Genomic DNA, 12,209 nt, shown 5'->3' on the forward strand with positions numbered 1-12,209 from the left:
CCGCTCTATAGCGTCGGGGGGCGAGGGGCAAGGAACCCCCGCAGTTTGACACGGGCGCACGGCTGGGCAAAAGAGCCCCCAAAGGGAGATGCGCGATGGCTGAAGCAGTCCTGGTCGAGGTAACGCGGGGTGAGGTCGTGGAATCCGTGCACCGGGGCGCGCTCGCGGTGCTCGATGCCGACGGGGCTGAGGTTCTTGTGCTCGGCGATATCGATCGGCCCGTTTTTCCGCGTTCCGCGGTCAAGATCATCCAGGCGCTGCCCCTCATCGAAAGTGGAGCGGCGGACCGTTTCGGCCTCACCGAGGACGAGCTGGCGCTCGCCTGCGCCTCCCATTCGGGAGAGCCTCGCCATGCCGAGACGGCCGCGCGCATGCTCTCCCGGGCAGGGCGGGAGCCCGGCTGCCTCGAATGCGGCGCCCACTGGCCGATGGGGCAGGAGGCAGCCCGCGCGCTGGCGCGCAGCGGTGGCGAGCCCACCGCGCTGCACAACAACTGCTCCGGCAAACATGCCGGTTTCGTCTGCGCCGCCTGCGCCATGGAGGTCGATCCCGCCGGCTACATCGAGCCCGGCCATCCGGTGCAGCGGGAGGTGAAGGCGGCAATGGAGGCCCTGACGGGATTCGCCCATACGGACGAGCTGCGCGGCACCGACGGCTGCTCCATCCCCACCTATGCCGTGCCGCTCAGGGCGCTCGCCCGCGCCTTCGCCCGCATCGGCACCGGAACGGGCCTGACGCGCGACCGCGCGGCGGCCTTCGCCCGCCTGAGGGCAGCCGTTGCCACGCATCCCTTCATGGTGGCTGGCACCGGCCGCTTCGACACCATCCTCATGGAGGCGCTCGGGCAGAGGGCCTTTGTCAAGGTGGGGGCGGAAGGCGTCTATTGCGCCACCTTCCCCGAGCTCGGCCTCGGCATCGCCCTCAAGTGCGACGACGGGGCCGCGCGGGCGGCGGAAGTCGCCATGGCGGCGCTCGTCGAGCGCTTCCTGCCGCTGTCGGATGTGCAGGCCAAGACCGTCGCCGATCTTGCCCGCCCCCAGATTCGCAACTGGAACGGCCGTGTCGTCGGCGCCATGCGCCCGGCTGCGGCACTCGCCGGCGCCTGAGGCGTCACGCGACGGCGTTACCGGTCACGAGGATGCCGCTCGCCCGCGCGTCGGGGCGGACGGCGAGGTCGCCGGTGACGGGCTTGTCGTACTCGTAGCCGACGACGGCGCCCTCGGACGCGCCGGAGATGACGTTGCCCGAGATCACGGCGTTGCGCTCCTTCGGCACCAGGCTGACGCGGATGCCCGTGCGCGCATTGCGCACGACGTTGCCCGTCACGGTGACGTTGCGCATCGCCCACGACCAGCCGACGCTGATGCCCTTGTCCTCGGCATCCTCGATGACGTTGCCGGTGACGCTCGCCTCGGCCTCGACGTGGATGCCGGTGCCGCCGGCGAGCACGCCGTCGTAGGGGCGAGGCCGGTGGCGCAGGCCGCGCAGCAGGTTGCCGCTGCACACGGAGAGGCGGCCGCCGTGGTCGAGATTGGTCATGGAGATGCCGCTCATCGCCTCCTCGACCACGTTGTTGGCGATGATCGTGCCTTCATAGGCGAATTCTGCCCACAGCGCCGTCTCGCCCAGGCGGGCGCAGTTGTTGCCGATGATCTGGCACGCCGAGCCGGAATTGTTGCGGATGGCTGAGAGGGCGCAGTCCCGCACCGTGTTGCCGCTCACGATCACGCCGCCGGCCCGGAAGATGCTGATGCCGTTGCCGTATTCCCCCGTTCCGCCGGCATCCGCCGAGATGTGGGAGATGCGGTTGCCGGAGACGATCGTGCCGTCGTCGCCCTTCTCGCTGCGCCAGACCTGGATGCCGTTGCTGCCGCAATGGGAGACCGTGTTGCCGGTAATCGCGAGGCCGGTCGCATCGAGGCAGAAGAGGGCCGAGTGGCTGGCCTCGGAGATGGTCGAGCCGGTGATGCGCCCGCCGCAGCCGGTGAGATAGAGCGCGACGCCGCCGGCCTTCTCGAACCTGCAGGCGTCGATCTCGACCATCGCCACATTCTCCAGCGTCACGAGGCCGCCGCGTTCCGGCAGCAGGCGGGCGAGCCCGTCGAAGCGCAGGCCGTGGAGCCCGATTGACCGGGCATTCCGCGCCGTGAGCATCGGCCCGCTGTCGGCGTGAACGAAGGTGGTGAGGCCGGGGGCGCCGACGAGCCGCGCGCCGTCCGGCAGCGTCACGCCGGCGATGCGGTAACGCCCCGGCGGGACAAGGAGCGGCGCGCCCCGCCGCGCCGCCTCCGCCAGCGCCGCGGCGAGCCTCGGGGACTGGTCCTCCTCCGTGTTGGGCTTCAGGCCGAACTGGAGGGCTGAAAGGCCGAGCCCGGCCATCGCGTCATCTGCCTCCCGGCCGAGGGCACGGTCCACCGTGAACGAGGCTGCGCTGGCGAGCGCGGCGGTCATCATGAGGAGGCGGCGGCTTTCGTCCATGGGCAGATCCTTCTCCGAGGCCCTATTCCTCGCGATCCGTGCCGGGTTCCCCCTCGGCTCAGGGCGCCCGTCGGCGGCGGCGCTCCCGCGCGAGGACGATGGCGGCTGTCTCGAGCGCGCGGACCATGGCGGCGAGGGGCGGACGCCGCTCCCTTCCCGCGCCGGCGGCCGCGCGCCGGTCCCGGCGCCTCGGGCGCGCCGTCGGCGCCAAGGCCCAGGAGCCCGGCATCGGCACGTGGACGAAGACGAGCTGGATCGGCGGGCGCGTTTGCCCTGTCCGGCCGAGTGCGGTGAAGTAGCTCGCGTTGCAGAGGTAGCGGCCGGCGTCGAGGGACAGGCGGACAGGCACGCCCGTGCCCGCCATCCCCACTTTCAGGCGCGCGAGCGGCGCCGGCGAGCGGCGAGCGAGCGGGGCGCCGCGTTCGAGCGCGGCTCCGCGGCGCGTCTTTCCCGAGGCGTCGGGCGCCGTCCTGTTGGCCTTGTTGACGGCGCGCGTCTCCACCCGCAGATGCCGGGTGCGGGCGGCGACTCCAAGCATGAGGACGGCCCGCGGCCGTGCGGCTGCGAGGCGGGCCGGCAGTGCCTCGTCCAGGATGTCGTAGCGCGTCGGGAACACGTGATGCTCGACGCGGATGCCGAGGCGGGCGAGGCGGCGGCTGCGGCAGAGGCATTCGGCCAGCACCGTCGTCGGGTTGACCGGCACGCGCGGGAACGGCCCGAAGCCGGTCACCAGAACGTCGCAGCGCTCCTGCCCTTCGCCCATGGCATCCCCTCTGTCACCGCTGCCTCACAGGCCCAGCATGGACGCGATCTCGTCGGCCGCCACGGTCGCCGCGAGCGTGCCCGCCGCGACCTCCGCCTCAAGCGCCGGCACGCGCTTGCGCACCTGAGGGTCGGCATGCAGCCGGGCGTGAAGCCGGTCCTCGACCATGGCCCACATCCATTTCACCTCCTGGGCGCGCCGCTTCTGCTGCAGCTCGCCCGTCGCCGTCATGCGCTCGCGATGTTCGACGATCTTCCGCCACAGCTCGTCCAGCCCGACGTTGGCGAGGCCAGAGATGGTGATGACCGGTGGCGACCACGTGGGGCTCGCAGGCGCGAGAATGTGCAGGGCGGCGTGGTATTCGGCAGCAGCGGCCTTGGCGCGGGCCGCGCCGTCACCGTCGGCCTTGTTGACGGCGATCATGTCCGCCATCTCGACGATGCCCTTCTTGATGCCCTGCAGCTCGTCGCCGGCGCCGGGCAGCATCAGCACGAGGAAGAAATCCGTGAGGTCGGCCACCGCCGTCTCGGACTGGCCGACGCCGACGGTCTCGACGAGGATCACGTCGAAGCCCGCCGCCTCGCACAGCAGCATCGTCTCGCGCGTCTTCGCCGCGACGCCGCCGAGCGTGCCGGAGGAGGGGGAGGGGCGGATGAAGGCGTTCTCGTCCACGGCGAGCCGCGCCATGCGCGTCTTGTCGCCGAGGATGGAGCCGCCGCTGCGCTGCGAGGAGGGGTCGACGGCGAGGACCGCGACCTTGTGTCCCGCCGCCGTCAGGTTGGAGCCGAGGGTGTCGATGGTGGTGGACTTGCCGACGCCCGGCACGCCGGTGATGCCGACGCGGATCGCCCCGCCGGTGCGGGGCAGCACCGCCTGGATGAGTTCGCGCGCCAGTGCCTGATGGTCGCCACGGCGCGATTCGACCAGCGTGATGGCGCGCGCCAGTGCGGCACGCTCCCCGCGCGTCAGGCGGGCGACGAGATCGGGCAGGGCGGATCGGTCGAGGCGTGTCATGGCCGGTATAGTTGTCGCAGATTCGCGACGGCGGTGGGAGGAATCGCGCACAGGCCGTCGCGGCGCGGAGAGGTGGCAAGCCTTTGCCACCGTTTGCCCCATCTTCGCCCACAATCGGACGCCAAAAGGGATCGCTCCCGGAACTCCGGCAATCGAAGCCCGTTCATGCAGCCCTTCTTCTCCCGCCGCAGCCTCTTGCGACTGGCGCTTGCCCAGGCCGGCGCCGTCACGCTCGCCGGCTGCTCCAGCGCCATCGGCGCCCTCGACAGCAGCAGCACGCCGGCAGCCACCGGCAATTCCTCGCCGACGGGCGCGCGCGGCGGCCCGGTGGTCTACGCCGTCACGACGCGCGCGCCGGTGAACGGGGCGAGCGAACGGCCGTGGTTCGGCTCGGCCCGTTCGGGCGGCACGCGGGCTGTCGCCGTGCGTTTCGATCCTCCGCCTGAGGGCTTCTTCGACCGCATCGGCGCCACGCTGACGGGCGACTGGCACATCAATGCCGTCGAGCCGCTCGGCAACAACGATCCCGTCGCGGCGCTGACCCTGGCGGCGGCCGGCCGCGACGTGCTCATCTACGTCCACGGCTACAACCAGAGCTTCGAGCAGGCGGCCATCGATGCGGCGGAGCTGTCGCGCGCCATCGGCTTCTCAGGGGCGACGGTCGGCTTCTCCTGGCCCTCGAAGGAAGGGCTGCTCGACTACGGCTACGACCGCGAGAGCGCGCTATGGTCGCGCGATGCCTTCCAAGACCTGCTCGAGGCGCTCGTTCGCAATGCCATGATCGGCCGCGTCCACATCGTCGCGCACAGCATGGGCACGCTCCTGACGCTGGAGACGCTGCGCCAGCTCTGGGCCGTGAGCGGCAGCCCGGATGTCGCCGCGCGCTTCGGCGCCATCGTGCTCGCCTCGCCCGACATCGACGTCGACCTCTTCGCCACGAGCGTGCGGCGCATCGGCCCCCTGGCGAAGCACATCACCGTCATTTCCAGCGTCAACGACCGCGCGCTCGCCGTCTCCAGCCGCCTCGCCGGCGGCGTCTCGCGCGTTGGCGCGGCGGACCGGGCAGTGCTCGAGCCGCTTGGCGTCCGCATCGCGGACGCCTCCGAATACGGCTGGGGCATCATCCGGCACGACCTTTTCCTCTCGAACAAGGACGTGCGTGGCGTCATCAAGCGCGCGGTGGAACGGAAGACCTGGGATTGATCGCGCCGCTCAGACGAGCGCCAGCCGGCCGAAGCCGGGCAGCTTCAATGCAGGCCTGCGCAGGTCGAACCCTGCGACGAGGCCGAGGAAGTTGATCTCGACCCCCTCAACCCAGGCGACGGTGAGGCCGAACAGGCCACCGATGACGATCTGGAAGCCCGTGCCGCTCGGCGCGAGGCCAGCGTACAGCATCTCGGCATGATAGTCCTTGCCGAGAGCTGTCGGCGGCAGGGCGACGCCGAGCTGCGGCACGCGCGCCACCACATGGGCGACGAAGCTGTTGGAGTTCGGCCCCGGCCAGGCGCGATAGCTGCCCCGCTCGCGGAAGGGATAGTCCGCGATCGCCGCCCGCACGGCAGGCAGCAGCGCCTGCGCGGCCTCGCCTTCGATGGCGGAGACGAGCTCGGGCATGTTGCCGTACCAGCGCGCATCCGGCGCCCAGCCGTCGCGGCGCACTGGCGAGCCCCAGCCCACCTTGTCGTAGCGCTCGTAGGGCGCGGCGCCCGCCTCCTTGAGCACGAGCCAGGTGTGGTGCGCCACGGCGCCTTTCCAGCGCCCGGTGCGCGCCGCGTAGATGTGGATCATGGCAGGGCTGTCCGCAGCAGGTGGCGGCAGCAGCCCGCTGCTCGTCCAGTCGGCCCTGTTCCTGGAGGCAGGATGCTCCCGCGCCATCCACACGAGGGCGTGGGCGCCGAGCGGCAGCAGGAAGAGAAGGAAGAAGGCGGCGAGGGCGAGGCGCAGCAGACGCATGGGACAACCGGATGCCGCCCGCCGCCGGGGCTGTCAATTCACGGGACGGCGAGACGAAAGGCCCCGCCGCCCCTGCTCGCACGGCTATTCGGCCGCCTGCTTCGGTTCGTAGCCGAGCCGGCGGTTCAGCTCCCGGATGAGCTTCTCCGCCGCTTCGGCGATCACCGTGCCGGGTGGGAAGATGGCCGAGGCGCCGGCTTTCATCAGGGCATCGTAGTCCTGGGGCGGGACGACCCCGCCGACAACGATCATGATGTCCGGCCGGCCCTGCTTCTCAAGCTCCACCTTCAGCTCCGGCACAAGCGTCAGGTGTCCGGCCGCGAGGGAGGAGACGCCGACGATGTGCACGTCGTTCTCCACCGCCTGTCGCGCCGCCTCCGCCGGGGTTGCGAACAGCGGGCCGATGTCGACATCGAAGCCGAGGTCGGCGAAGGCCGAGGCGATCACCTTCTGGCCGCGGTCATGCCCGTCCTGGCCCATCTTGGCGACGAGGATGCGCGGCCGGCGGCCGTCGTCCCGCTCGAAAGCTTCCACGAGGGCGAGAACGCGCTGGACGGCATCGCTCATCGCGCCGACCTCCCGTTTGTAGACGCCGGATATGGCCTTTATCTCCGCCCGGTGCCGGCCCCAGACCTTCTCCAGCGCCGATGAAATCTCGCCAACGGTCGCCTTGGCCCGGGCGGCGTCGACGGCAAGCGCAAGCAGGTTGCCCTCGCCAGTGTCGGCGGCGCGGGTGAGGGCGGCGAGCGCCGCCTCCACCGCCTTGGGGTCGCGCTCGGCCCGCAGGCGCTTGAGCTTCTCGATCTGCGCCGCGCGCACCGCCGAGTTGTCGACCTTCAGCACCTCGATGGGCGGCTCGTCGTCGGGACGGAAGCGGTTGACGCCGATCACGGCCTGCTGGCCGGAATCGATGCGCGCCTGCGTGCGGGCGGCCGCTTCCTCGATCCGCAGCTTGGGAATGCCGGCTTCGATGGCCTTCGCCATGCCGCCGAGCTCCTCCACCTCGCGGATGTGGGCCCAGGCCCGCGCGGCGAGCTCGCCCGTCAGCCGCTCCACGAAATAGGAGCCGCCCCACGGGTCGATGATGCGCGTCGTGCCGCTCTCCTGCTGCAGGAAGAGCTGGGTGTTGCGCGCAATGCGGGCGGAGAAGTCCGTCGGCAGCGCCAGCGCCTCGTCGAGCGCGTTGGTGTGCAGGGACTGGGTGTGCCCCTGCGTTGCCGCCATGGCCTCGATGGCCGTGCGCATGACATTGTTGAACACATCCTGCGCCGTCAGCGACCAGCCGGAGGTCTGGCAATGGGTCCTGAGCGCCAGCGACTTCTCGTTCTTGGGCGAGAAGTCCTTGACGAGCCTGGCCCACAGGAGGCGCGCGGCGCGCAGCTTCGCCACCTCCATGAAGAAGTTCATGCCGATGGCCCAGAAGAAGGACAGGCGCGGCGCGAACTGGTCGATCGACAGGCCGGCGGAAAGGCCGGCACGGATGTATTCGACGCCGTCGGCGAGGGTGTAGGCCAGCTCGAGATCCTGCGTCGCCCCCGCCTCCTGCATGTGGTAGCCGGAGATGGAGATGGAGTTGAACTTCGGCATGTGCGCCGAAGTGTAGGCGAAGATGTCGGAGATGATGCGCATCGACCCCTTGGGCGGGTAGATGTAGGTGTTGCGCACCATGAATTCCTTGAGGATGTCGTTCTGGATCGTGCCCGAGAGCTTCTCGGGCGGGACACCCTGTTCCTCCGCCGCCACGATGTAGAGCGCCAGCACCGGCAGCACGGCGCCATTCATGGTCATAGACACGCTCATCCGGTCGAGCGGGATGCCCGCGAAGAGCGTGCGCATGTCGTAGATGGAGTCGATGGCGACGCCGGCCATGCCCACATCTCCGGCGACGCGCGGATGGTCACTGTCGTAGCCGCGATGGGTGGCGAGGTCGAAGGCCACTGACAGGCCCTTCTGTCCGGCGGCGAGATTGCGCCGGTAGAAGGCGTTGGAATCCTCCGCCGTGGAGAAGCCGGCATACTGGCGCACGGTCCACGGCTGGGTGACGTACATCGTGGGGTAGGGACCGCGCAGATAGGGCGGCAGGCCCGGGTAGGTGTCAAGGAAGTCGAGGCCCTTGCGGTCGGCCTCGCCGTAACGCGGCTTGACGAGGATGCCTTCCGGCGTCAGCCACGGCTCGCCCGAGACGGCAGGCGTGCCCGCCGTGGCATCGGCGAAGGGAAGGCTTGTGAAGTCCGGGATCCGTGTCATGACATCCCTTTCCCGGCCGCCGGCATGGCCACCACCTGCGCCTTGGCGAGCAGGGCGAGCGCATCGCAGCCGATGAAAATATATTCCCCGACGCCGGCGCCGGCCAAGCGACCGGCCAGCGGCTCGGCCGGACGGCCGGCGAGCCAGATGGCCGCGGCACCGGCTGCCTTGAGGGCGGCTGCCGCCGCTTCCCCCTCTGCCTCATAGGCCTCGTCCGTGCCGCACAGGCAGGCGACGGAAGCGCCGGATTTTGAGAAGGCGGCGGCGAGGGCCGCAATGTCGGTCTTGCCCTCAGCCGTTGCGAAGCCGTCGTTGGTCGCGGCTGCGATGCCTCCGGCCTCGAAGAAGTTGCGGGCGAAGGTCGACCGTACCGTGAAGGCGGCGAGGGGCCCGAGATTGGCGAGGAAGACAGAAGGGCGACGGCCGCTGCGCGTGAGCGCATCGTCGCTCGCATCGCGCAGGGCCTCGAAGGGCTCTGCATCGCGCGCGGAGGGCAGCGGCTCGGCCTCGAGCGCCACCTCGTCGGGCAGGGCAGGGCCTGTCGTCTCCGGCGCCGGCATAAGGACGGCGACCGGCGCTTCGGCAAGATGCGGGAATTCGCTGGTGCCGGTGATCGGCGCCCTGCGCGTGGCGACGTCGCGACGGGCCTTCTCCCGCGTTTCGGCGATGCGCGCCTGTTCGCGGCCGGCAGCGAGGCTTGCGACGATACCGCCCTCGTGCTCGATGGTCTGAAACAGACCCCAAGCCTTCTCGCACAGGGCGCCGGTCAGCGCCTCGAAGGCGCCGGAGCCGGCGGATGGGTCCGCGACGCGCCACAGGTTCGATTCCTCGGCGAGGATGAGCTGCGTGTTGCGGGCCATGCGGCGGGCAAAGCCGTCGGGCAGGCCGAGTGCGGCGGTGAAGGGCAGAACGGTGATGCCGTCCGCTCCGCCCAGGGCGGAGGAGAAGGTCGCCACCGTCACGCGCAGCATGTTGACCCACGGGTCGCGCTTCGTCGCCATGCGCCAGGCGGTCTCCGCGTCGAGGCGAATGGGCCGGGGCGCGAGCCCGCAGGCTTCTTCTACCCGGGCCCACAAACGGCGCAGGGCGCGGAACTTGGCAAGCGTGAAGAAGGCGTCCGCATCCGCCGGCATGAGGAAGGAGAGGAGGGGGGCGGCGTCCTGCGGGGCGATGCCCGTCTCGTCGAGCGCGCGCAGATAGGTGACACCTGTCGCGAGCGCGGCCGCAAGCTCCTGCGCCGGCCCGGCGCCGGCCTCGTGCCAGGCGCGCGTGTCGACGCGCAGGAGGCCGCGCGCGAATCCCCTGCCGCGCAGGTCGGTAACCGTGCCGGCGAGCCGCGCCGCGAGGTCGGGCCAGGCAAGCGGCAGCCGGCCGGTGCGGGCGAAGTCGCCCACCGGGTCGAGGCCGAAGTCAATGTCGAGGCCGGAGGCCGGCAGACCCCGCTGCGTGACATGCTCGGCGACGATGGCCGCGACGCGGGCACCGTCGAAGGGGGCAGTCTCGAGGCGGATGCGCACGAGCTCGAGCAGGACGCCCGACAGCGCGGCCGCCAGCGCCCCGGCATCCGGCAGCGGAAGGCCGAAGCCGCGCGCTGTCGCTGCGCCCGCGAGTGCAAGCACGAGCCCGCTCGCCCCGCCTTCGAGGTCGGCGAGCGCCAGCCGGTTCGCCTCAGCGGGGTCGGGATGGTCAATGCGCTGCAGGACCTGCCAGGGGCCGGGCTCGCCGCGCCAGAGCGGTGGGTGAGTCTCCTCCGCCTTCTCGTACAGCGCCTGGACAACGATGCCTTCCCGGCTGCGGAAGACGAGCTTCTTCTCAAAATCCGCCCCCTTCAGGATACGCTCTACCTGGGCGAGCCAGGCCTGGCGGGTGGCCCGGGGAAATGCGGAAGCTAGCTCAAGCTCTTCGATCACGCGTTGCGGCCTCGTGCGAAGCATGGAAACAGCGGCGAGATTGCCACGGCAGGTGCCGCCTCACCACCCTTCCATTGGTCGCAGCGATGCCCATCCAGCCTGGGCACATGCCGAGACGGCCGGAGCAGCCTCAGAGGTGCACCTCCCAGTCGAGCTGCTCGATGCCGGTCCTGTCGATGGCGGCGGCCGCCTCGCGCGCAGTGCGACCTCCCACCATCCGGTCCGGGGCAATGTCGGCCAGGGGCACCAGCACGAAGGCGCGCTCGCCAATATACGGGTGCGGGACATGCAGCTGCGGCTCGTCGATCACCTCGTCGCCGTAGAACAGGATGTCGATGTCGATGATGCGCGGCCCCCAGCGCTCGCGGCGCACGCGTCCTGCCTCCCGCTCGATCCGCAGCGCCGTTTCGAGAAGCATGCGCGGCGACAGCGTGGTCTCGACAGCGATGCAGATGTTGAGGAAGGAGGGCTGGTTGGTCTCGCCCCACGGGGCAGTGCGATAATAGCGGGAATGGCGCGTCACGCGCAGGCCTGGCGTCGCATGAAGGGCGGCAACGGCACAATCAATCTGCGCGCGCAGGTCGCCGATGTTGGAGCCGAGCCCGAGGATGGCCTCGACCGGAGTGGACGGCTGCCGGGCGGAACTAGTCATGGCGCGCGCGCCCCACGGTGACGGAGACGGTCTCGAAGACCGCGTCGATGGGCGCATGCGGCTTCTCGATGGTGACTTCGAGCCGCTCGATCCGTTTGAAACGCGCCATGAGAGCGTCTGCCACGGCGCCGGCCGCTGCCTCGATCAGCTTGAAATGCCGACTGGAGAAGGCATTCCGCGCCACTTCGACCATGTCGGCATAGCTGATCGTGTCCTCCAGATTGTCGGACCGCTGTGCCCCGGCCAGCGACAGCTCCGCCGTCAGATGCAGGATGAAGGGCTGCCCGAGCACCCGCTCCTCCGGCATGACGCCGTGGGTGCCGCGCAGGGTGAGGCCGCGGACGGTGATACGATCCCTCATGGTCTAGGCCTTCGCTATGGCGTCGGCGACGCTCAGCGCCTGCACGTGGGCGACGACGTCGTGAACCCGCACGATCTCGCAGCCGGCGGCGGCGGCGACGAGGTGGGCCGCCAGTGTGCCGGGCAGGCGCTCGTCCGGCATCGAGCGCACGACATGCCCGATGAAGGACTTGCGTGAGGCGCCGACGAGCATCGGCAGGCCGAAGGTCTGGCGCAGCTCCGCCAGATGGCGCAGCACGACGAGGTTCTGCCGGGGCGTCTTGCCGAATCCGATGCCTGGATCGAGCACGATGTTGTCCCTCGGGATGCCGGCGCGCGCCGCGATGTCGAGTGTGCGGGCGAAGAAGTCCCGCATGTCAGCGAGAATGTCGATCGACGCATCCGCTTCGGCGCGGTTGTGCATGGCGATGACGGGCACGCCATGCTCGGCCGCTACGCGGGCCATGTCGGGGTCGCGCTGCAGTCCCCAGATGTCGTTGATGATGCGCGCACCGGCGGCGACCGCCGCCGCGGCGACCTTCGCCTTCATCGTGTCGACGGAGATGGGCGTCGAGCTCTCGGCGGCAAAGCGCTCGAGCACGGGCATCAGCCGCGCCAGCTCCTCCTCGGCGCTGATGGGCGTGTGGCCTGGCCGCGTGGATTCGGCGCCGATGTCGATGAAGTCCGCGCCTTCCTCCGCGAGAGCGCGACAGTGCAGGAGTGCAGCCTCCACCGTCGGCAGACGCCCTCCGTCGTAGAAAGAATCGGGCGTCACGTTGACGATGCCCATGATACGCGGGCGACCGACGAGGGGAACGCCGGCAAGCTGCCGGTAAGCGAGCACTTCATTCAT

Annotated in this window: 11 protein-coding genes; 2 read left to right on the forward strand and 9 right to left on the reverse strand. The window is 70.4% G+C overall.

Annotation, left to right across the window (positions count from 1 at the left end; translation table 11 throughout):
* Positions 1 to 95: 95 nt before the first annotated feature.
* The gene (locus tag HNQ73_RS14895) at positions 96 to 1,106 is read left to right on the forward strand and encodes an asparaginase (protein WP_183335678.1); all 1,011 of its coding nucleotides are present in this window, start codon (positions 96 to 98) and stop codon (positions 1,104 to 1,106) included.
* A 4-nt stretch (positions 1,107 to 1,110) separates the two neighbouring features.
* Here the strand turns inward: HNQ73_RS14895 and HNQ73_RS14900 are convergent, their stop codons facing one another.
* The 3 genes from HNQ73_RS14900 to meaB are packed head-to-tail and all read right to left on the reverse strand — an operon-like array spanning position 1,111 to position 4,255.
* Positions 1,111 to 2,478: a TIGR03808 family TAT-translocated repetitive protein gene (locus HNQ73_RS14900; protein WP_183335679.1), complete on the reverse strand. Its 1,368-nt coding sequence runs from the start codon at positions 2,476 to 2,478 to the stop codon at positions 1,111 to 1,113.
* 58 nt (positions 2,479 to 2,536) lie between these two features.
* Positions 2,537 to 3,241, reverse strand: a complete 705-nt coding sequence (locus HNQ73_RS14905) for a pyroglutamyl-peptidase I (protein WP_183335680.1) — start codon at positions 3,239 to 3,241, stop codon at positions 2,537 to 2,539.
* Positions 3,242 to 3,265: 24 nt separating this feature from the next.
* A complete protein-coding gene (gene meaB / locus HNQ73_RS14910; protein WP_183335681.1) occupies positions 3,266 to 4,255 on the reverse strand; it encodes a methylmalonyl Co-A mutase-associated GTPase MeaB in 990 nt (329 codons plus the stop codon).
* Between the two features lie 165 nt (positions 4,256 to 4,420).
* On the opposite strand from meaB, the gene HNQ73_RS14915 reads away from it, so the two are divergent.
* Positions 4,421 to 5,458, forward strand: a complete 1,038-nt coding sequence (locus HNQ73_RS14915; protein ID WP_183335682.1) for an alpha/beta hydrolase — start codon at positions 4,421 to 4,423, stop codon at positions 5,456 to 5,458.
* 9 nt (positions 5,459 to 5,467) lie between these two features.
* On the opposite strand, the gene HNQ73_RS14920 is transcribed toward HNQ73_RS14915, so the two are convergent.
* From HNQ73_RS14920 to folP, 6 genes are all read right to left on the reverse strand, one after another.
* Positions 5,468 to 6,208, reverse strand: a complete 741-nt coding sequence (locus tag HNQ73_RS14920) for a DUF3750 domain-containing protein (protein ID WP_183335683.1) — start codon at positions 6,206 to 6,208, stop codon at positions 5,468 to 5,470.
* A gap of 84 nt (positions 6,209 to 6,292) precedes the next feature.
* The gene (scpA, locus tag HNQ73_RS14925; protein ID WP_183335684.1) at positions 6,293 to 8,455 is read right to left on the reverse strand and encodes a methylmalonyl-CoA mutase; all 2,163 of its coding nucleotides are present in this window, start codon (positions 8,453 to 8,455) and stop codon (positions 6,293 to 6,295) included.
* A complete protein-coding gene (locus tag HNQ73_RS14930) occupies positions 8,452 to 10,362 on the reverse strand; it encodes a methylmalonyl-CoA mutase subunit beta (RefSeq protein WP_183335941.1) in 1,911 nt (636 codons plus the stop codon). Before HNQ73_RS14930 ends, scpA begins: the two co-directional genes overlap by 4 nt.
* Positions 10,363 to 10,495: 133 nt before the next feature.
* Entirely contained in the window at positions 10,496 to 11,017 is a 522-nt protein-coding gene (folK, locus tag HNQ73_RS14935) for a 2-amino-4-hydroxy-6-hydroxymethyldihydropteridine diphosphokinase (protein WP_183335685.1), read from the reverse strand.
* Positions 11,010 to 11,378 carry a dihydroneopterin aldolase gene (gene folB, locus HNQ73_RS14940; RefSeq protein ID WP_183335686.1) on the reverse strand — a complete coding sequence of 123 codons (369 nt, stop codon included), beginning with the start codon at positions 11,376 to 11,378 and terminating at the stop codon, positions 11,010 to 11,012. Before folB ends, folK begins: the two co-directional genes overlap by 8 nt.
* A gap of 3 nt (positions 11,379 to 11,381) precedes the next feature.
* Entirely contained in the window at positions 11,382 to 12,209 is an 828-nt protein-coding gene (folP, locus tag HNQ73_RS14945) for a dihydropteroate synthase (protein ID WP_183335687.1), read from the reverse strand.

The sequence above is a fragment of the Chelatococcus composti genome (assembly GCF_014201415.1).
Taxonomy (GTDB): domain Bacteria; phylum Pseudomonadota; class Alphaproteobacteria; order Rhizobiales; family Beijerinckiaceae; genus Chelatococcus_A; species Chelatococcus_A composti.

Coding starts and splice junctions, on each gene's coding strand:
- scpA (WP_183335684.1), bottom strand. CDS start 8,455: ATGACACGGATCCCGGACTTCACAAGCCTTCCCTTCGCCGATGCCACG.
- meaB (WP_183335681.1), bottom strand. CDS start 4,255: ATGACACGCCTCGACCGATCCGCCCTGCCCGATCTCGTCGCCCGCCTG.
- HNQ73_RS14915 (WP_183335682.1), top strand. CDS start 4,421: ATGCAGCCCTTCTTCTCCCGCCGCAGCCTCTTGCGACTGGCGCTTGCC.
- HNQ73_RS14905 (WP_183335680.1), bottom strand. CDS start 3,241: ATGGGCGAAGGGCAGGAGCGCTGCGACGTTCTGGTGACCGGCTTCGGG.
- folB (WP_183335686.1), bottom strand. CDS start 11,378: ATGAGGGATCGTATCACCGTCCGCGGCCTCACCCTGCGCGGCACCCAC.
- HNQ73_RS14920 (WP_183335683.1), bottom strand. CDS start 6,208: ATGCGTCTGCTGCGCCTCGCCCTCGCCGCCTTCTTCCTTCTCTTCCTG.
- folP (WP_183335687.1), bottom strand. CDS start 12,209: ATGAATGAAGTGCTCGCTTACCGGCAGCTTGCCGGCGTTCCCCTCGTC.
- HNQ73_RS14900 (WP_183335679.1), bottom strand. CDS start 2,478: ATGGACGAAAGCCGCCGCCTCCTCATGATGACCGCCGCGCTCGCCAGC.
- HNQ73_RS14895 (WP_183335678.1), top strand. CDS start 96: ATGGCTGAAGCAGTCCTGGTCGAGGTAACGCGGGGTGAGGTCGTGGAA.
- folK (WP_183335685.1), bottom strand. CDS start 11,017: ATGACTAGTTCCGCCCGGCAGCCGTCCACTCCGGTCGAGGCCATCCTC.